This is a genomic window from Streptomyces sp. NPDC050433, from assembly GCF_044458565.1.
In the GTDB taxonomy this organism is placed as follows: domain Bacteria; phylum Actinomycetota; class Actinomycetes; order Streptomycetales; family Streptomycetaceae; genus Streptomyces.
Window position 1 is genome coordinate 123621 of the sequence record NZ_JBITIB010000004.1, and the last position, 18660, is coordinate 142280.

Here is an 18660-nt window from a genome sequence, read left to right on the forward strand (position 1 = left end):
GGTACGAGCAAGACGTATAGACGTATACGAGAGGCAGTCCGTTGTACGAAGGCGTGGTCCAGGACCTCATCGACGAGTTGGGCAGGCTGCCCGGCGTCGGTCCCAAGAGCGCGCAGCGGATCGCCTTCCATGTCCTCCAGTCCGAACCGACCGACGTCCGCCGCCTCGCGCACGCCCTGCTCGAAGTGAAGGACAAGGTCCGCTTCTGTGCGGTGTGCGGCAACGTGGCGCAGGAGGAGCGGTGCGGCATCTGCCGCGACGCCCGGCGCGACCTGACGGTGATCTGTGTCGTCGAGGAGCCCAAGGACGTCGTCGCCATCGAGCGCACCCGCGAGTTCCGCGGCAAGTACCACGTACTCGGCGGCGCGATCAGCCCCATCGAGGGCGTGGGCCCCGACGACCTGCGGATCCGCGAGCTGCTGGCCCGTCTCGCCGACGGTACGGTCACCGAACTGATCCTGGCGACCGACCCCAACCTGGAGGGCGAGGCCACGGCCACGTATCTCGCACGCATGATCAAACCGATGGGCCTGAAGGTCACGCGCCTTGCCAGCGGTCTGCCCGTGGGGGGCGACCTGGAATATGCCGACGAGGTCACGCTGGGGCGTGCCTTCGAGGGGAGACGACTTCTCGATGTCTGACGCTACGCTGCACTCCACCACGCAGGACCCGGACGACTTCGCGGTCCAGATCGCCGATCAGGTCGAGAGTTTCATCGTCGCGGTCACGGAGGTCGCGAAGGGCGACGAACCGGACAGCGCCGTCCCCTTCCTGCTCCTGGAGGTCTCCCAACTGCTCCTGGCCGGCGGCCGGCTGGGCGCGCACGAGGACATCCTCCCCGACGAGCGGTACGAGCCCGACCTGGGCCCGGAGCCGGACGTCGACGACCTGCGCGAGCGCTTCGCGGCGATCCTTGAGCCGATCGACGTGTACTCGGAGGTCTTCGACCCGTACGAGCCCCGCAAGGCGCCGGTCCCGTGCCGTATCTCCGACGACCTGGCCAACGTCGTGGCGGACCTGCGCCACGGCATGGCGCACTACCGCGCGGGCCGGACGACCGAGGCGCTGTGGTGGTGGCAGTTCTCGTACTTCTCCAACTGGGGCTCCACGGCCTCGGCATCACTCCGCGCCCTCCAGTCCCTGGTGGCCCACGTCCGCCTCGACCAGCCCCTCCCGGCCCTCGACGGCCTGGACACGGACCAGGACCTGGGCGAGGACGCACTGGCGGAGGAGGCGGGCAGGGTGATGGCGGAGGAACTGGGCACCTTGGGCATGCGCCCGGTCGCGGACCCGGCGTAGGGGGTCACTCGCGGGGGCCGCTCCTGTCGTAATAGCCGAGTTCGAGGTAGCGGGTGCGGCTGCTCCAGTCGCCGAGGTCGGGTGTGTTGGCCAGGACGTCGTGCCACGGCTGGCCCGGGTCGCCGGGGCGCTCGGCCCGGAGCCGCACCCCCGACCGCGCCTCGGACTCGCGAACCGGCTCCCGGAACCCGACGGAGAACATCCCGGCGAGCTGATGCACGGCGATAAAGCTGGCCAGGCCGCCCTCGGGGTCCGTACGGTCCGGGCGCTCGGTGATGGCGTGCCACAGGATGTACATGTTCGGCAGCCGCACCTGGGGCTGGAAGCGGTAGACGAGCCGCTCCAGCCTGATCGATCCGATACCCGGCAGCTGAAGCCGCGACAGCGGAACAACCTCACGCGCACCGCCGGTCCAGGTCAGCGTCTTGTTGCGCCCCAGGTAGCCGGGCTCGCTGAAGACCGTGACGTAAAGGTGCTCCGGCCGATCAGTCCGCCGGTTGTGCAGCATGCCGGCGCCGACGACGGCACCACCCACGGAGGCCAAGCCCGTCAGAAGGATTCTGGTCTTACGTTTCATCGGAACGCGACACCTCGCTTCTGACGGTACGGGCGCCTCCATCATGCGCCAGCAACGGCAGTTGATCTACCGTCAGGCCCCGATGAGCCGGGACGGCCGACGAGCGGCCCGAGTTGTTGGTGTCATGAGTCTTGACAGTGGTGTTCGATGGAGTGGACCCTCTCAGGCATTAGATCGATCCAAGGGCACGAACGGCGAGCTCACGGCCGGAAAAGTGCCCTTTGGAACGCTCTAATGAACGTGCATGGCCCTGTGCAAGTCCGCCTGCCCCGGAGACCGCAATGTCGCGCTCCACCAGCAGTTCCTCGGCCAAGGGCGGCCCCGCGACCCTCGCCATGGTCGCCGGCCGCGCCGGGGTCTCCCCGCAGACCGTGTCCAACGCGCTCAACTCGCCGGACCTGCTGCGTCCGGAGACCCTGGAGCGGGTTCTTCGGGCGATCGACGAGATGGGCTACCGGCCGAGCCGCGCCGCCCAGACGTTGCGCACCCGCTCCAGCAAGCTCATCGGCTACGGCATCCTGCCCGCCCCGCCCGGCACCACGGCCCTGGTTCTGGACCGGTTTCTGCACGCTCTGTCCGAGGCCGCGGACGAGGCCGGTTACCGCATCCTGCTGTTCGCCGCGCCGGCCGGCGGTGCGAGCCTGCGGGGCCACGAGGAACTGCTCGCCCAGCACGCTGTCGACGGGTTCGTGCTCAGTGACACCGACGAGCGAAGCGTTCCGCGCCAGGCGTGGCTGGCCAAGCGGGGCGTGCCGTTCGTGGGCTTCGGCCGGATGTGGTCGGCACGGCAGATCGGTGACTGGGTCGATGTGGACGGCGCCTTGGGCACGGACGCGGCGGTGGAGCATCTGATCGCGCTCGGGCACCACGACATCGGCTTCCTGGGCTGGCAGCGCGGCTCCGGCGTCGGTGACGACCGCGCCAAGGGCTGGCAGAGGGCCATGCGGCGGCACGGACTGCGGACCCGTAGCCGACGGGCGCAGAGCGCCGACGACGTCGAAGAGGCGCGCACCGCGGTCAAACCGCTGCTGGACGCGGGCGTCACCGCCGTGGTGGCGGCCAGCGACACACTCGCGCTCGGCTGCTACAACGCCCTGCGCGAGCGGGGGGCCGCTCCGGGCCGGGACGTCGCCGTGACCGGCTTCGACGACTCGCCGATCGCCGCCATCCTCTCTCCCGGTCTGACCACGCTCGCCCAGCCTCTGGAGGCGGTCGGCCGGGAGTGCGTACGGCTGTTGCAGAACCGGATCTCCGACCCCGACGTACCACCCGAACGGATCCTGCTGGAGCCGTCCCTCGTCATCCGCGACAGCGCGCCCGCGCCGGACGCCTGAACTCCCGTTCCCCCGTTCCCTCTTCGGCACTTCTCTCTCAGCAGTACGTCGTTCGTCCCCTGTCCGGGCGCGGACTCCGAGCCACCCGAAACGAGCCGCAGCCACCACCTCGAATGATCCACGGAGGAATTCATGGCCACCCGTACGTCCGCTCCCGCCCTCATAGCCACCAGGCCGACCAGGCCGGCAGCGACAGCGAAGTCCCACCGCACCAGAGTGCTTCAGTGCTCGGCCACGCTTGTCGCCGCCGGGCTCGTCCTCACCGCCTGCGGCTCGTCCGACGACGGCGGCTCCGGCTCCGGGCAGGCCGGGAGTACGTCGTTCGAGGGGCGCGGCCCCATCACGTACGTGGCCGGCAAGGACACCACCGGCTCCGTCCAGCCGGTGCTCGACCGCTGGAACAAGCTGCACCCGAAGGAGAAGGTCACCTTCATCCAGCTCCCGACCGACGCCGACGCGCAGCGTCAGCAGATGATCCAGAACGCGGAGACGAAGTCCGACGCGTACTCGGTCCTCTCCCTGGACGTCGTGTGGACCTCGGAGTTCGCCGCCCACCAGTGGATCGACAAGCTGCCCGAGAAGCAGTTCCCGCTCGACAAGATGCTGAAGCCGGTGGTGGCCACGGGGCAGTACCGCGACGGCCTGTACTCGGTCCCGGTCTCGGCGGACGGCGGACTGCTGTACTCCCGCACCGACCTTCTGAAGAAGGCCGGCGTCGCCGAGCCGCCGGCGACCTGGGCGGAGATGAAGTCCGCCTGTGCCAAGGTCAAGAAGCTGCCCGAGGCCAAGGACATGTCCTGCTACGGCGGTCAGCTCCAGAAGTACGAGGGCCTGACCGTGAACTTCTCCGAGGTCGTGAACTCGGCGGGCGGCATCGTCACCGACGAGAACGGCAAGCCGGACGTCGACACCCCCGAGGCCAGGAAGGGCCTGGACTTCCTCGCCGATTCCGTCAAGGACGGGACGATTCCCAAGGAAGGCATCACCTATCTGGAGGAGGACAGCCGTCAGGCGTTCCAGTCCGGCAAGCTGATCTTCCTGCGCAACTGGCCGTACGTGTACTCCCTGGCCGAGAAGAGCGAGGTCGCGGGGAAGTTCGGGGTCTCGCCGCTGCCCGGTCTGAACGGGCCCGGCTCCTCCAGCCTGGGCGGTCACAACGTGGCCGTGTCGTCGTACGCCAAGAACAAGGCCACGGCCCTGGACTTCGCGAAGTTCTTCAGCAACGAGGAGAACGCGGGCACGTTCCTCAAGGAGGCCTCCCTCGCCCCGCCGTACGGCGCCCTGTACGACGACAAGGCGCTGGTCGGGCAGTATCCGTACCTGCCGGTGCTCAAGGAGTCGATCCTGCGTGCCGTGCCGCGTCCGCAGGTCGTGCAGTACGGCGATGTGACCTCGAAGATCCAGCAGGAGGCGTACGCCGCGCTGACCGGCGACAAGAGCAGCGCGCAGGCGCTGAAGGACCTCCAGAAGGACCTGGAGAAGGCCGCGGCCCAGTGAGGCGCACGCCGGTGGAGCGCCGGGGCAGGAAGGGACGGGCGACCGGGGGCTCGGCGCGGATGGCGGCGCTGTTGGTGTCCCCGACGATGCTGGTGCTGACGATCGTCGTGCTCTACCCGACCCTCATGGCGCTCAGCGAGTCGCTGTACGGGCCGAAGGGCCTGGACCCGAAGACCGGGTTCATGAACGCCACCGAGCCGTACGTCGGGCTGCAGAACTACGCCGACATCTTCGGCGAGGCCGGAGAGCGGTTCTGGAACGCCTTCTGGAACACCACGTTCTTCACCGTCGTCACGGTCGGTCTGGAGACACTGATCGGGGTGGCGATGGCCCTGATCATGCACAAGGCGTTCCGGGGCCGCGCCCTGCTGCGGGCCGGCATCCTGATTCCCTGGGCCGTGCCGACCGCCATCTCCGCCCTGCTCTGGCGGTGGATCTTCAACAGCAACGGCGTCGCCAACTCCCTCATCGGCCAGCAGGTCCTGTGGACCACCGAGGGCTTCCAGGCCAAGGCCGCGGTCATCATCGCCGAGGTGTGGAAGACCGCCCCCTTCATCGGCCTGCTGGTCCTGGCCGGCCTCCAGGTGATCTCGAAGGAGGTCTACGAGGCGGCCCGCATCGACGGAGCGAGCCGGTGGCGCCAGTTCTGGCACATCACCCTGCCGCTGGTGAAGCCCGCGCTGCTGGTGGCGGTGCTGTTCCGCTGCATGGACGCGCTGCGGATGTTCGACCTGCCGTACATCCTCATCGGCGCGCAGAAGAACTCGGTGGAGACCCTGTCGATGCTCGCCCAGAACGAGGCGTCCAACGTCCGCTTCGGACCGGCCTCCGCCTACGCGGTGATCCTGTTCCTCTATGTCTTCCTCATCGCCCTGGCGTTCGTCCGGCTGCTCGGCGCCGATCTCGTCGGCGACGCCGGTGGCAAACGTACGAGGAGAAGCAGACGACGGCGGATGCCGGCGCCGCGCGGCGCGGAGGTGACGGCATGACCATTCCGGCGAAATGGCGCAACGCGCCGATGTACGTGGGCGTCGCCGTAGTGGTGGCGTACTGCCTGGCTCCCTTCTACTGGATGCTCGTCTCCAGCCTGCGACGTACCTCGGACATCTTCAGCACCTCGCTGATCCCCTCCCCGGTGTCCTTCGAGAACTACCGGGCGGTGTTCGAACCGTCCCAGGGGTTCACCCGCGCCCTGCTCAACAGCTTGATCGTCGCCGGCGTCACCACCGCACTGGCGCTGCTGCTGGCCACGTTCACCGCGTATGCGATGGCCCGGCTGGAGTTCCGGTTCAAGCGGCTGATCCTCACGCTGATCATCGCCACCTCGATGTTCCCCGTGGTGTCGATCGTCGTCCCGCTGCTGAAGCTGTTCACGGACATCGGCTGGATCAACACCTATCAGTCCATGATCGTGCCCAGCATGTCCTTGACGCTGCCGCTGGCGGTGTGGAACCTGACCACGTTCTTCCGGCAGATGCCCGACGAGCTGGAACAGGCCGCCATGGTCGACGGCTGCACCCGGGGCCAGGCGTTCCGCAAGATCATTATTCCGCTCGCCGCGCCGGGCCTCTTCACCACCGCGATCATCGTCTTCATCTGTGCCTGGAACGAGTTCCTCATCGCCCTGTCGATGACCAACAAACCCGGCATGCAGACCGCGACGGTCGCCATCTCGAAGTTCACCGGCGCCACGGAGTACGACACGCCGTTCGGCAGCCAGATGGCAGCGGGCGTCCTCGTCACGATCCCACTGGTGATCATGGTGCTGCTCTTCCAGCGCCGTATCGTCGCCGGACTCACCTCCGGCTCGGCGAAGTGACATTGGGCGCCCCGCCACCCGCCCCCAACGCGCAAGGAGAACACCGCAGTTATGACCAGCACCGCAGCACCGTGGTGGCGCGACGCCGTCATCTACCAGGTCTACATCCGCAGCTTCGCCGACTCGAACGGCGACGGCGTCGGCGACATCGCCGGCATCCGTTCCCGTCTGCCGTATCTCAAGTCGCTCGGCGTCGACGCGCTCTGGATCAACCCGTGGTACAAGTCGCCGATGGCTGACCACGGTTACGACGTGGCCGACTACCGCGAGATCGACCCGCTGTTCGGCACGGTGGCCGAGGCCGAGCAACTCATCGAGGAGGCACACCGGTTGGGGATCCGCGTCATCCCCGACATCGTGCCGAACCACACCTCGGACCAGCACGCCTGGTTCCAGGCGGCCCTGGCGGCCGGACCGGGCAGTCCGGAACGAGAACGGTACGTCTTCCGGCCCGGCCGCGGCCCCGACGGCGCCGAGCCGCCCAACAACTGGCTCTCCGTCTTCGGCGGCCCGGCCTGGACCCGGCTGCCCGACGGCGAGTGGTACCTGCACCTGTTCGCCCCCGAGCAGCCCGACCTCAACTGGCAACACCGCGAGGTCCGGGCGGAGTTCGAGTCGATCCTGCGGTTCTGGTTCAGCCGAGGAGTCGACGGCTTCCGTATCGACGTCGCCCACGGGCTCGTCAAGGACCCCGAACTGCCCGACCTCCCACCCCGCCGGGAACCGGAGAGCGACGGGCCCCGGCAGCATGTCGACCACCCGCACTGGGACCGTGACGAGGTCCACGACATCTTCCGCGCGTGGCGCAAGGTGGCCGACGAGTTCCCCGGCGACCGGACGTTCGTCGCCGAGGCCTGGGCCGACACACCGCAGCGACTCGCCGCCTACGTTCGCGAGGACGGCCTGCACACCGCGTTCAACTTCGACTTCCTGATGTCCAGTTGGGATCCGAAGGCCCTGCGTGCGGTCATCGACGACTCGCTCGCCGTCCTCGGGGCCGTGGGCGCACCGGCCACCTGGGTGCTCTCCAACCACGACGTCGTACGCCACCCCAGCCGGTACGGCCGTATGACGGTCAACCAATGGGTCGCCAACGAGCCCTACCGCCCCGAAGGCCCCCTGGACCTGGACCTGGGCACACGACGCGCCCGGGCGGCGGTCCTGCTGATGCTCGCCCTGCCCGGCGGCGCCTACATCTACCAGGGCGAGGAACTCGGCCTGCCCGAGGTGGAGGACCTGCCCGAGCCGGTCCTCCAGGACCCGATCTGGGAACGCTCCGGACACACCGACCGCGGACGCGACGGCTGCCGGGTCCCCCTCCCCTGGTCGGGGCCGGCCGAGCCGTTCGGCTTCAGCCCCGACGGTGCCGCCGCTCCCTGGCTCCCGCAGCCCGCGGACTGGTCCGAACGCAGCGTGGAAACCCAGAGCGGCGACGAGACCTCCATGCTGGAGCTGTACCGCCGCGCCCTGCGCCTGCGGCGCGAGCACCCCGCTCTCGGCGACGGCACCCTGACCTGGCTGGACACCCCGCCCGGTGTCCTCGCCTTCAGCCGCGCCCCCGGCTTCGTGTGCGCGGTCAACCTCTCGCCCGAGCCCTACCGGCTCCCCGAGCACGCATCGGTCCTGCTGTCCGGCGACCCCGTCGAGAACGGACTGCTGGCACCGGACGACGCGGCGTGGCTCGCGATGTAGGTCCGACCGGCTGCCGAGCGGCTATGCCGGGTACAGCCACGTCAGCGCGGCGAGGCTCTTGTCGAGATAGGGGGCCCGTCCGGTCTCGATGCCGTAGGCCATGTCCTCCAGGACGCCGCACTTGGCGTAGAAGGCGGCACGGGTCCCGATCGCTTCGGCCTGGTGGGCGCCGGTCCGGTAGCTCCGCAGGGCGCTGTGGAGCGCCGTGGCACCGAGGTCGCGGTACAGACGGCCGAAGTCACAGGCCGGATCGCAGATCGCGGCGTCGCTCCAGTCGATGACGCCCGTGAACGTCCAGGTGGCGGCGTCGACGAGAACGTGCTCGATCCCCAGGTCGTTGTGCGAGAACACGAGAGGATGTCCGCCGGCGGGTGGTGGCTCGCCGAGGAACGCCTCGATGGCAGGGCGATGCGCCATCGGCACGTTCGAGACGATCGCGGCGTACGTCTCCGCGGCCTCGTCGAGCCACGCCGCGGCCGGCTGATCCTCGACGTCCACCAACCGCGCCATCGGGCCGACCGGAACCTCGTGCAGCGCGGAGAGCAACTCGCCGAGCCTGGCGGCGGTCACGGCGTCGTGAGCCGCCCGTTGGGGGAGGGGCAGATCGATCACCGGTCGGCCGGGGAGTTTGAAGTAGGCCAGGCAGCCGTGCTCGGCGTCGGCGAAGGCCGGCTCGGGAACGGGCAGCGGTGAGATACGGGCGACGGCGGCGAGCAGGCGAACCTCGCCGCTCACTTCGGCGGTCCGGCGTACCGGATCGGGCTCCTTGCTGAAACGTACGATCAGCTCCCCGTTGACCTCGAAGGCGATGTTGTCCTCGCCTTCACCGAGAAGCACCACGGAGCCGGCCCGGTAGCCGGGCAGCTGCGCGGCCACGATGTCACGTACGAATCCGGCCTGATCGCCGCGCCCGCTGTCCATGGCAGGAGAGTAATGCGCGGGACCGCACTGCCGAGACTTCACCCGTGCTCAGCAACCCGAGTGGCGGTGGACCGGTAACGAGGGCAGAGTGAGTTGCTACCTTCCCCCCACTCTGACCGTCAAGGAGTGAACAGTTGTGAGTGGACAGTTCGAAGCAGTGACCGAGATCGACCGACCGATCGAGGAAGTCTTCGCGTATCTGGCGGAGGGCACGAACGATCCGGAATTCAGTCCCCGCGTACAGACCATCACCAAGGAGCCGGCGGGACCCACGGAGGTCGGCACGGTATTCCGGAGCACGGTGAAGGACGCCGGGATGAAAACCCAGCGCGCGCTACGGATCACCGAGCTGGAAACACCCTCCAGAATCCGCTGGGCCGAAACGTCGAAGAACGTGGTGACGTCACGCGAGGGCGGTTACGACCTGGAGGCGATCTCGGACGGGAGGACACGGGTGCGACTGTTCAACGTCCTGGAGGGCCACGGCATCGGCAAACTGCTGGAGGGATTCGCCCTCAGCGGGGCCCGCAAGGACGCCCCCGCATTCGGCGAGCGCATCAAGAAGGCCGTCGAGTCTGTCCAGGCGCCCTGACCGACTTGAGGTCCAGCTCGAACCACACGTACTTCCCGAACGGCCGCTCGCCCGTACCCCACCGCGACGCGACCGCCTCGACCAGCAGCAGCCCGCACCCGGTCTGGTCGTCGTCGGCCGGATGACGGAGCCGGGGCCGGCGGCGGTTGGCGTCGTGGCACTCCACACGTACGCGGTGCTCGTCTCGCGGTAACCAGCTTCGTCCGGTACGCCGCTACGCGTAGGTCGTGAGGACCGCCATCAGGAACGTTGCTTCGGCGACCAGTTGGATCAGGAGCGCGGTCCCGCGCAGGGCTCGGCGCGGGACGAAGAGGACGGCCAGCCAGGCGACGCCGGCGACCAGGAGGCTTCCCGAGTACACCCAGCCGGGGGTGCTGCCGCAGTTCTCGTTGTAGCCGATGCACCTGGCGGAGTTCTCGGTCGTGAGGGCGAGGATGCCGGCCAGAATCGTCGCGGGCACCAGCAACACGGCCGAGACGGTGGCCCACTTGCGGAGTAGGCGGGTGGCCTCGGCGGTGGTCATGATGGCGTTCATGGTGTCGATCAAAGCGGGCCGGGCCGCCCGTCGAATGAGCCCCGCTACTCAGCCCCCGATGAGTGACATCGCCGCAGGTGGCCCCGGAGCTTGAGCCTCGGGCTCCGAGCCCTCTTTCAGAAGACTGGAAGGGCTTGGGAGGGAACCAACCCCCCTCCCAAGTCCCCCGCTGACGAGGCGATATGACTATCAGTGGTCAGCTTGCGCCGTTGCGTATTGACGGTTTAGCGTTCATGGCATTAAGCGGCCCCGGCAGGTGCACCAACACCAACTCCGGGGCCTGACCAACGAATCGAAAGCAGTCGATCGTGGCTTCCACAGAGCTTAGTGCTGCCCTGCGCGCGCCCGCACACCCCTCGGCCAAGCCCGGCTACGGCAAGCGCTCCGCGCCCGACCAACGCCCGCGTACCGCAGCTGATTTCACACAGCTGCGCCCGAGGGAAGCGGCGATCGCCGCGTACATCGACCGCCTGCCCGAAGGCGCTGCGATCGGCTACAAGCCCCTCGCTGCGAACATCGCCGACTACGGCCAGCAGGCATGCGCCAAGGCGCTCAAGTTCCTGTCGCACGAGGGGCATCTGCGGCTGGTGAAGGAACATCTGTGCACGGCGGACAACAGCTTTCGCTGGGTGACGCGGACCTACTTCTCCCGGACGTCGAGGGACGACGACTGGTGGAAGGCGTACGTGGACAGCCTGCGCGGGATCGACCTCACGGAGCTGGAACGACGGCAGCGCGGCGCGGCGCCGACGGGGGAGCCCGTACGGGAACCCGAGCCCGCCCCCGCCGCACCCGCACGGCCCGCCGCGCTCCAGGAGCCTTCCGCCGCGTACCGAGCCCTCGCCCGCCTGGGGCGTACCGAACCTCGTATGACCCTGTCCGCCACCGAGTGCGCCGCGCTCGAACCGCTCGCCGCGCAGTGGCTGGAGCGCGGCGCGACGGCGGACCACCTGACCCGTTCGCTGACCGGCGGGCTGCCGCACCCCTTGCACAGCCCCGGCGCGATCGCCCGCAAACGACTGGAGACCAAGATGCCGCCCGAGCCGTACGAGGCCCCGGAGTACATCACCCGAGCCGTGATGGTCTGCATGGGCTGTGAGCAGCCCGAGAACGTCGTGACGTTGATCAAGGGCATGTGCCTCGACTGCAACGAGGAGCTGGAGGCGTACGACGCGGCCGAGGAGACGGGCCTGGTCATCGACGCCATCCCCGACACCTTCCGCGCCGTCCCCGCCAAACAGGAGGTGGCCCGCCGCGCCGACGCCCTGCGCGCGGCGGCCGGCTTCAGAACCCGCCCCATCCCGCGCCCGGCCCACGGTGAACTCGTCCAGACCTACTCGCCCGACGGCGCGGACCTGCTGCGGGCGGCCGAATGAGCGTGCGGCATGGGATGTCCGTCCCGGTTCCGCCACCCAACGGCTGGGGTGGCCCGTGATCTCGGCGATCTGGTCGTAGTCCTCGTCGAAGTCGCCCTGGCCTGGCACAAGTCCACGTACAGCGACTTCGAAGACGCGAGCTGCGTCGAGGTCGCCGCCTGCCCCGCCGCCGTCCACGTCCGGGACTCCAAGGTCACCGACGGGCCTGAACTGGCCGTTGCCGCCCCGGCTTGGGGCGCGTTCGTCTCGTACGCGAGCCGACGCGCCTGAGAGGGCGGCTCAGCCTCAGCTCTCCGTGACAGTCGTCTCCTCGGCGGTCGTGTCCGGCATCTCCATCAGCGACATGATGTGCTGATCCGCCGGAGGCCGGCCCCGTGGCCTCGGCTCTCTCGCCCGTCGACCGGGGGCGACGACATGGCCGCACGGATGCCGAGAAGCGACCGGTCAGGCCACCCTGCGATGAGTTTCCGGCGCGCCCGTCGTCTCCACTCGTGACGACCCACATACGGTTACGCCCCCGGAAGGCAGGTACCACCCATGGCGAAACTCATCCTCACCTCGTTCGTCAGTCTCGACGGCGTCATGCAGGCCCCCGGCGGGCCCCAGGAGGACACCCGCGGCGGGTTCGATCTCGGCGGGTGGAGCTTCCCGTACGGGGACGAGGACTTCATGCGGTTCATCGCCGGTGTCTTCGACCGCGCCGGGGCTTTTCTCCTCGGGCGGTATACGTACGACATCTGGGCCGGATTCTGGCCCAAGGTGACCGACCCCCACGACCCGGTCGCCTCAAGGCTCAACTCCCTTCCCAAATACGTCGTTTCCAATTCCCTTGACGCGGCCGGCGAACCGGCGTGGGCCGGTACCACCGTCATCGGCGGGGATCTTGTCGCGGAGGTCACCGCGCTGAAGGAGCGCACCGAGGGGGAGCTTCAGGTGCACGGGAGCGGGGTGCTCGCGCAGTCGCTCATGGCGCACGATCTGATCGACACGCTCCATCTGCTCGTCTTCCCCGTCGTCCTCGGCAAGGGCCGCCGCCTCTTCGCCGAAGGCGCCGTACCCACCGCGTTCCGGCACACCGGCGCCGAGGTCACGGGTGCGGGCGTTGCGATCCATACGTACGATCTGGCCGGCCGGCCCACCTACGGCTCGTACGTGGATGACCAGCCGCAGGGCGACGCGCGCGGCGACGTGCCCGGCGTGTGACCCGGCCCACGTTCCGGCGCCGTTTCCGCGTGGCTCGCGGGATACCGGGCATGGATGTCCACCGAGCAGCCGCACCGCTCCCGAGGGACCCTCGGAGTGATCAAGGCGTGAGCGGGACATCTCACGATGCGATATACCCGAAGCGGAATGCGGCTGCTCGTTAGACTGAGCCGACCGCAGTGATGAACGACTGCGGCATGACTGATCGAGGAGCGCACGTGGGCCTTGTCGTGCAGAAGTACGGAGGCTCCTCCGTCGCCGATGCCGAAGGCATCAAGCGCGTTGCCAAGAGAATCGTCGATGCCAAGAAGAACGGCCACCAAGTGGTCGTCGTGGTATCCGCGATGGGCGACACGACGGACGAGCTGACCGACCTCGCCGAGCAGGTGTCCCCGATCCCCGCGGGTCGGGAACTGGACATGCTGTTGACCTCGGGAGAGCGGATCTCCATGGCGCTGCTGGCCATGGCGATCAAAAGCCTGGGCCACGAGGCCCAGTCGTTCACCGGCAGCCAGGCCGGTGTCATCACCGACTCGGTCCACAACAAGGCGCGCATCATCGATGTCACGCCCGGCCGTATCCGTACGGCGCTGGACGAGGGCAACATCGCCATCGTCGCCGGATTCCAGGGTGTGTCGGGCGACAAGAAGGACATCACCACGCTCGGCAGGGGCGGCTCGGACACCACGGCCGTCGCCCTCGCCGCCGCGCTGGACGCCGAGGTCTGTGAGATCTACACGGACGTCGACGGAGTCTTCACCGCCGACCCCCGCGTCGTCCCGAAGGCCCGGAAGATCGACTGGATCTCCATCGAGGACATGCTGGAGCTGGCCTCGTCCGGCTCCAAGGTGCTGCTGCACCGCTGCGTCGAGTACGCACGCCGATACAACATCCCGATCCACGTCCGCTCGTCCTTCTCGGGACTGCGCGGCACCTGGGTCAGCAACCAGCCGCAAGGGGACCAGCAGGTGGAGCACGCCATCATCTCCGGAGTCGCCCACGACGTCTCCGAAGCCAAGATCACCGTCGTCGGCGTCCCCGACAAGCCGGGGGAGGCCGCGGCGATCTTCCGTTCCATCGCGAACGCGGAGATCAACATCGACATGGTGGTACAGAACGTGTCCGCCGCGTCCACCGGGCTGACCGACATCTCCTTCACCCTCCCCAAGACCGAGGGCCGCAAGGCCATCGACGCCCTGGAGAAGGCGAAGGGCACGATCGGCTTCGACTCGCTGCGCTACGACGACCAGATTGGCAAGATCTCGCTGGTCGGCGCCGGTATGAAGACGAACCCGGGCGTCACCGCCAGTTTCTTCGAGGCGCTGTCCGACGCGGGCGTGAACATCGAGTTGATCTCGACATCCGAGATCCGTATCTCGGTCGTCACCCGCGCCGACGACGTCAACGAGGCCGTACGCGCCGTGCACACCGCCTTCGGTCTCGACACCGAGTCCGACGAGGCCGTGGTCTACGGAGGCACCGGACGATGAACAGGCGTCGCGGAGGCGCGCGCCGATGAACGGCCGGCCGACGCTCGCGGTCGTAGGCGCGACCGGGGGCGTCGGCGCCGTCATGCTCCAGATCCTGTCGCAGCACGCGGACGTCTGGGGCGAGATCCGCCTTCTCGCCTCGCCCCGCGCGGCCGGCCGCAAGCTGACCGTACGGGGCGAGGAGACCGAGGTCGTGGCGCTCAGCGAGGCCGCGCTCGCCGGGGTGGACGTCGCGGTGTTCCTCGTACCGGACGCGGTGTCCGCCCAGTGGGCACCCGTCGCGGTGTCGCGGGGCGCGGTCGTCGTCGATGTCTCGGCCGCGTTCCGGATGGATCCCGACGTACCGCTCGTGGTCCCCGAGCTGAATCCGCATGCCGTACGGCTCCGTCCGCGCGGCATCGTCGCGAGTCCGGGCTGCGCCACGCTCTCGATGATCGTCGCGGTCGGCTCTCTGCACGCCGAGTTCGGGGTGCGCGAGCTGGTCGTCTCCTCGTACCAGGCGGTCAGCGCGGCGGGAGCGGACGGCGTCGAGACGCTGCGTCGGCAGATGTCGGTCGTGGCGGGTACGGAGCTGGGGACGAACCCCGGCGACGTACGGCGCGCGGTGGGCGACATCGCCGGGCCCTTCGGCGGGCCGCTGGCGCTCAACGTCGTGCCGTGGGCGGGGTCGCTCATGGAGGACGGCTGGTCGTCCGAGGAGATGGCGATCCGCGAGGAGACCCGGAAGGTCCTGGATCTGCCGGACCTGAAGGTCGCGGTGACGTGCGTGCACGTGCCGGTGATCACCGCGCACTCGCTCGCCGTGCACGCGCGCTTCGAGAGCGCCGTAACGGTCGACCGGGCGCACGAGATCCTGGCGACATCGCCGGGCGTGGTGCTGTTCGACAATCCGGCGGCGGGGGACTTCCCGACACCGGCGGACGTGGTGGGGACCGACCCGACGTGGGTGGGGCGGGTACGGCGGGCGCTGGACGACGAGCGGGCGCTGGAGCTGTTCGTGTGCGGCGACAACCTCCGTAAGGGCGCGGCGCTCAACTGTGCGCAGATCGCGGAGGCCGTGGCCGGGGAATTCACCGGGATGCGGCCCTAGGAACCGCTCCACCACGACTGGCTGACCCTATGTAGAGTCTGTGAACAACCTGTGAGCAAATCGCCGGTCTGGGCCACTTGAACTGGGGTGTTCCGGTGGCAGACGATGCTGACTCGACTTTCTGCAACCGCTGGTTGGCCGGAAGCGTCTAAGCGGTCGCCCCTCTGTGGTGCCGTGGGCAAATGGGGCATGTGGGGGAGATCGGTTACGCATGAGGGCAATTGGTGCATCGTCAAATGCGGCGACGAACGCGTACAACCCTGGGCGGGGGAAGCGTGTCCAACAGGCGTGGCAGAGGTTCTCGATTTCACAGCGGTCGTCCCGGTTCGCGGCACTTCGGTGCGGCCGACCCGTCGCCCCCGCAGGCCCGGCGGTATGCCGGTGATCGCCCCCATGCCCGCGGCGCGCCCGGCATCCGGTATCCCGGACCGGCGCGAGGGCGCTGACGACACGATGGCAGCCGGTACCACCGTCGACCACCTGACCGAGACCTACCGCCAGCACTACCGCTCACTGCTCGGCCTCGCGGCACTGCTCCTGGACGACACGGCCTCCTGTGAGGACGTCGTACAGGAAGCCTTCATTCGCGTGCACTCGGCGCGCAACCGGGTACGCGAACCGGAGAAGACCCTCGCCTATCTGCGCCAGACGGTCGTCAACCTGTCGCGCTCCGCGCTGCGCCGCCGCATCCTCGGGCTCAAGCTGCTGTCGAAGCCGATGCCCGACATGGCGAGCGCCGAGGAGGGCGCGTACGACCTGCTGGAGCGCGACGCGCTGATCAAGGCGATGCGCGGCCTCCAGCGCCGGCAGCGCGAGGTGCTGGTGCTGCGCTACTTCGCGGACATGACGGAGGCGCAGGTCTCCGAGACGCTCGGCATATCCCTGGGCTCGGTGAAGGCGTACGGCTCGCGGGGCATCGCGGCGCTGCGTATCGCCATGGAGGCCACGGCGTGAGCGGCACGGGAGGCGTGGGCGGGTACGAGCACGACCACGGGTACGAGCGTGACAACACGTACGAGCATGACCAGGACCACGAAAGGCCGGAGGGGCCGGACGGTCCGACAAGCGAGTCGACTGGGAATGGAACTGTGAAACACGGGCCGGAAGAAGAACCGGGCGGAGACCTCCACAGCGTGGCCGACGGCAGCGGCCCCCCAGCAGATGTGACCCAGCCGCAGCCCCTCGCGGCGCTCTTCGGCGGAGCGACTGGTGACGACGACGGCATCGCCGACGAGTTGGCGCTGCGCCGGCTCCTGCACGGCGCCGTCCAGGAGATAGAGCCCTCCGACGGAGCCCTCGACCACCTGCGCAGAGCCGTGCCCGCGAGACGCGCGCGCAAGCGCCAGGCCTTCGTCGGCGTCGCGGCGGCGGCGCTGCTGATCAGTACCGCGGTGCCCGCCTTCGTGCATGTCGCCAACACCGCCAGCTCCGCCGAGGACAATTCTTTCAACGTGGGCCACGGGGAGCAGGTGCACGGCGGCACCGGCTCCGACGGGGCCCCGCGAGACGGTGAGTCGGAGGGGACCAGCCCTTCCGACACCACGGAAAGCGGTCCGGACGGCTCGGGCGACAAGGACACGCCGGAGACGAGCGTCGGCGGGACCACGGGCGGTACGACCGGTGGCATCGGCAGGGACCCGGAGAGCAGCTTCACCAGCTCCACCGCGACCTGCGACGCCAGCCAGCTCGTCGTCATCTCGGCCGAGTCGGGCGAACCGCAGGCCGACGGCACGGTCTACGGCAAGTTCCGCATCTCCAACGTCTCCGGCACCGACTGCTCGGTCAGCGGCCACGGATCCATCGCCTTCGAGGCGGCGGGAGCCGCCGACCCGAACAAGATCGAGGTCCTGGACCACACTCCGGGCGACCCCGCGAGCGACCTGCCCGACCCGTCTCAGGAGGCGAGCAGCCTGGTGCTGCCGCCCTCGGGGGCGTACGAGGTGATGTTCGCCTGGGTGCCGACCGACACCTGTCCCAAGGGCGAGCCGTCACCGGACCCCTCGCCCACGGAGGGCGACTCGGGCGGTGCGACGAACGGCACGGGGTCGTCGCCGGTCGAAGCGACGCCGCAGCTCGGCAGCGAGGAGGGGCCCGAGGACAGCGGCAGTATCGACGTCCTGCACACCCCGGAGTCCGGCTCGGCGTCGGCGGAGACGACGACGATCGACAACGCGTGCGCGGGCAAGATCTACCGGACGGGCGTGCTGGAAGCGTCGTAAACGGCGCGGTGGCGCGTGGTCCCGTACGACGCTACGGCGGCGCTACGCGGCGGTCTCCAGCCCCAGCGCACGGTCCCTGATCGCCTCGGTCTCGCGCCGGAACAGCCGGAACCACATGAAGAGCACGAACGCGACGAAGACGAACCACTCGCCCGTGTACCCGAGGTTCTGGAACGCCTTCAGGTCCAGCCCGCTGCCCTGCGGCGCCCGCGCCGGTACGGGAGTCAGCCCGGCCTCCGGCTCGGTGACGGTGACCCACGCGTCGTACACCTCGTACGGTACGAGATTGACCAGCGACGCCCCGCTGATGATGCCGACCTGCCCGCTCGGCAGCCCGCCACGGGAGTCGACGCCGTCGGTGCCCGAGTTCTCCGGCGCCTGAAGCGCGCCGGTCACGCTGACCTCGCCCTTCGGGGCGGGGGGCACGGCCTCGCCGGCCGGCAGCCAGCCGCGTACGACGGGCAGCGCCCGACCGCTCTCGGTCCGCAGGAGCCCGAGCACGTACGAGCCGGACTTGTCGTCCAACTCGCGGTTGGGCACGACGAGTTGGTCCGCGTACGTACCGCTCGCCGTGGCGTGCCGCCCGGAGGTCTCCTGATCGACGGGCAACAACTCGGCGAGCGGCGCGGCGGCCCGCTCACCGGGATCGGGCGCGGCCTCGGCGCTCCGGTGCGAATCGACGCGGTCCTCGAAACGGCCGAGCTGCCAGGTCCCCATGAAGATGCAGAAGGGAATGGCCAGCAGCACGAAGACATTGATGCCCCACCACCGGGGCGTCAGCAGGAACCGGTACACCCCTCTACGGTACGCAGCGCCTGTGCGGGGCCGGGGGGCGGGGGCGGCTCGCCTGGTGGGTGCGACCATCCGCCGGACGGGCTTCCGGCCCTCGGAGACGAGGTGCTACCGGCGGCCTGCCCAGCGGTGTCACGACGCCTGGGCGTCGGTTCCCCCCCCCGTAGCCCTTCGGGCACGGGAGGTGCCCCCGCGTTGTCGTCGGTCGCCCACGTACGACTGCC

19 protein-coding genes are annotated in these 18660 nt (G+C 69.1%); 15 read left to right on the plus strand and 4 right to left on the minus strand.

The features are described from left to right. Positions 1-41 precede the first annotated feature (41 nt). Positions 42-641, plus strand: a complete 600-nt coding sequence (gene recR, locus ACIBLA_RS07070; RefSeq protein WP_363240308.1) for a recombination mediator RecR — start codon at positions 42-44, stop codon at positions 639-641. Continuing rightward, on the plus strand, positions 634-1299 hold the full coding sequence (locus ACIBLA_RS07075) for a DUF5063 domain-containing protein (RefSeq protein ID WP_363240307.1): 666 nt from the start codon (positions 634-636) through the stop codon (positions 1297-1299). The genes recR and ACIBLA_RS07075 overlap by 8 nt, the downstream gene beginning before the upstream one ends. Positions 1300-1303: 4 nt before the next feature. Here ACIBLA_RS07075 and ACIBLA_RS07080 read toward each other — a convergent pair whose 3' ends face one another. Continuing rightward, entirely contained in the window at positions 1304-1876 is a 573-nt protein-coding gene (locus tag ACIBLA_RS07080) for a hypothetical protein (protein WP_363240306.1), read from the minus strand. A 281-nt stretch (positions 1877-2157) separates the two neighbouring features. Here ACIBLA_RS07080 and ACIBLA_RS07085 point away from each other — a divergent pair, with 281 nt between their 5' ends. From ACIBLA_RS07085 to ACIBLA_RS07105, 5 genes are all read left to right on the plus strand, one after another. Beyond that, on the plus strand, positions 2158-3210 hold the full coding sequence (locus ACIBLA_RS07085; RefSeq protein WP_399198011.1) for a LacI family DNA-binding transcriptional regulator: 1053 nt from the start codon (positions 2158-2160) through the stop codon (positions 3208-3210). A gap of 132 nt (positions 3211-3342) precedes the next feature. Beyond that, positions 3343-4707 carry an ABC transporter substrate-binding protein gene (locus tag ACIBLA_RS07090; RefSeq protein WP_399198012.1) on the plus strand — a complete coding sequence of 455 codons (1365 nt, stop codon included), beginning with the start codon at positions 3343-3345 and terminating at the stop codon, positions 4705-4707. Further along, positions 4704-5696, plus strand: coding sequence for a sugar ABC transporter permease (locus tag ACIBLA_RS07095; protein ID WP_363240303.1), 993 nt, complete (start codon positions 4704-4706; stop codon positions 5694-5696). Before ACIBLA_RS07090 ends, ACIBLA_RS07095 begins: the two co-directional genes overlap by 4 nt. Continuing rightward, positions 5693-6526 carry a carbohydrate ABC transporter permease gene (locus tag ACIBLA_RS07100; protein WP_399198013.1) on the plus strand — a complete coding sequence of 278 codons (834 nt, stop codon included), beginning with the start codon at positions 5693-5695 and terminating at the stop codon, positions 6524-6526. Before ACIBLA_RS07095 ends, ACIBLA_RS07100 begins: the two co-directional genes overlap by 4 nt. Before the next feature lie 51 nt (positions 6527-6577). Continuing rightward, positions 6578-8218, plus strand: a complete 1641-nt coding sequence (locus ACIBLA_RS07105; protein ID WP_399198014.1) for a glycoside hydrolase family 13 protein — start codon at positions 6578-6580, stop codon at positions 8216-8218. 21 nt (positions 8219-8239) lie between these two features. Here the strand turns inward: ACIBLA_RS07105 and ACIBLA_RS07110 are convergent, their stop codons facing one another. Continuing rightward, entirely contained in the window at positions 8240-9139 is a 900-nt protein-coding gene (locus tag ACIBLA_RS07110) for a phosphotransferase family protein (RefSeq protein WP_399198016.1), read from the minus strand. Positions 9140-9275: 136 nt separating this feature from the next. Between ACIBLA_RS07110 and ACIBLA_RS07115 the strand changes: the two genes are divergently transcribed. Next, the gene (locus ACIBLA_RS07115; protein ID WP_363240299.1) at positions 9276-9731 is read left to right on the plus strand and encodes an SRPBCC family protein; all 456 of its coding nucleotides are present in this window, start codon (positions 9276-9278) and stop codon (positions 9729-9731) included. Between the two features lie 214 nt (positions 9732-9945). Here ACIBLA_RS07115 and ACIBLA_RS07120 read toward each other — a convergent pair whose 3' ends face one another. Next, positions 9946-10266 carry a hypothetical protein gene (locus ACIBLA_RS07120; RefSeq protein ID WP_363240298.1) on the minus strand — a complete coding sequence of 107 codons (321 nt, stop codon included), beginning with the start codon at positions 10264-10266 and terminating at the stop codon, positions 9946-9948. 308 nt (positions 10267-10574) lie between these two features. On the opposite strand from ACIBLA_RS07120, the gene ACIBLA_RS07125 reads away from it, so the two are divergent. The 7 genes from ACIBLA_RS07125 to ACIBLA_RS07155 all read left to right on the plus strand — a co-directional run bounded on the left by ACIBLA_RS07125 (position 10575) and on the right by ACIBLA_RS07155 (position 17644). Continuing rightward, positions 10575-11642, plus strand: a complete 1068-nt coding sequence (locus ACIBLA_RS07125; RefSeq protein ID WP_399198017.1) for a hypothetical protein — start codon at positions 10575-10577, stop codon at positions 11640-11642. 9 nt (positions 11643-11651) lie between these two features. Continuing rightward, complete coding sequence (locus ACIBLA_RS07130; protein WP_399198018.1) at positions 11652-11912, plus strand: DUF397 domain-containing protein; 261 nt, start codon at positions 11652-11654, stop codon at positions 11910-11912. A gap of 267 nt (positions 11913-12179) precedes the next feature. Further along, on the plus strand, positions 12180-12845 hold the full coding sequence (locus tag ACIBLA_RS07135) for a dihydrofolate reductase family protein (protein WP_363240292.1): 666 nt from the start codon (positions 12180-12182) through the stop codon (positions 12843-12845). A gap of 218 nt (positions 12846-13063) precedes the next feature. Further along, on the plus strand, positions 13064-14335 hold the full coding sequence (locus ACIBLA_RS07140; protein WP_363244373.1) for an aspartate kinase: 1272 nt from the start codon (positions 13064-13066) through the stop codon (positions 14333-14335). A gap of 25 nt (positions 14336-14360) precedes the next feature. Beyond that, positions 14361-15425: an aspartate-semialdehyde dehydrogenase gene (locus tag ACIBLA_RS07145; protein WP_399198019.1), complete on the plus strand. Its 1065-nt coding sequence runs from the start codon at positions 14361-14363 to the stop codon at positions 15423-15425. A gap of 288 nt (positions 15426-15713) precedes the next feature. Next, on the plus strand, positions 15714-16379 hold the full coding sequence (locus ACIBLA_RS07150) for a SigE family RNA polymerase sigma factor (protein ID WP_363244375.1): 666 nt from the start codon (positions 15714-15716) through the stop codon (positions 16377-16379). A gap of 179 nt (positions 16380-16558) precedes the next feature. Further along, positions 16559-17644 carry a hypothetical protein gene (locus ACIBLA_RS07155; RefSeq protein ID WP_363244376.1) on the plus strand — a complete coding sequence of 362 codons (1086 nt, stop codon included), beginning with the start codon at positions 16559-16561 and terminating at the stop codon, positions 17642-17644. Positions 17645-17686: 42 nt separating this feature from the next. Here ACIBLA_RS07155 and ACIBLA_RS07160 read toward each other — a convergent pair whose 3' ends face one another. Beyond that, positions 17687-18439: an SURF1 family protein gene (locus tag ACIBLA_RS07160; RefSeq protein WP_363244377.1), complete on the minus strand. Its 753-nt coding sequence runs from the start codon at positions 18437-18439 to the stop codon at positions 17687-17689. Positions 18440-18660: the final 221 nt, after the last annotated feature.

Coding starts and splice junctions, on each gene's coding strand:
- ACIBLA_RS07075 (WP_363240307.1), top strand. CDS start 634: ATGTCTGACGCTACGCTGCACTCCACCACGCAGGACCCGGACGACTTC.
- ACIBLA_RS07130 (WP_399198018.1), top strand. CDS start 11,652: ATGGGATGTCCGTCCCGGTTCCGCCACCCAACGGCTGGGGTGGCCCGT.
- ACIBLA_RS07105 (WP_399198014.1), top strand. CDS start 6,578: ATGACCAGCACCGCAGCACCGTGGTGGCGCGACGCCGTCATCTACCAG.
- ACIBLA_RS07145 (WP_399198019.1), top strand. CDS start 14,361: ATGAACGGCCGGCCGACGCTCGCGGTCGTAGGCGCGACCGGGGGCGTC.
- ACIBLA_RS07100 (WP_399198013.1), top strand. CDS start 5,693: ATGACCATTCCGGCGAAATGGCGCAACGCGCCGATGTACGTGGGCGTC.
- ACIBLA_RS07090 (WP_399198012.1), top strand. CDS start 3,343: ATGGCCACCCGTACGTCCGCTCCCGCCCTCATAGCCACCAGGCCGACC.
- ACIBLA_RS07110 (WP_399198016.1), bottom strand. CDS start 9,139: ATGGACAGCGGGCGCGGCGATCAGGCCGGATTCGTACGTGACATCGTG.
- ACIBLA_RS07085 (WP_399198011.1), top strand. CDS start 2,158: ATGTCGCGCTCCACCAGCAGTTCCTCGGCCAAGGGCGGCCCCGCGACC.
- ACIBLA_RS07080 (WP_363240306.1), bottom strand. CDS start 1,876: ATGAAACGTAAGACCAGAATCCTTCTGACGGGCTTGGCCTCCGTGGGT.
- ACIBLA_RS07135 (WP_363240292.1), top strand. CDS start 12,180: ATGGCGAAACTCATCCTCACCTCGTTCGTCAGTCTCGACGGCGTCATG.
- ACIBLA_RS07120 (WP_363240298.1), bottom strand. CDS start 10,266: ATGAACGCCATCATGACCACCGCCGAGGCCACCCGCCTACTCCGCAAG.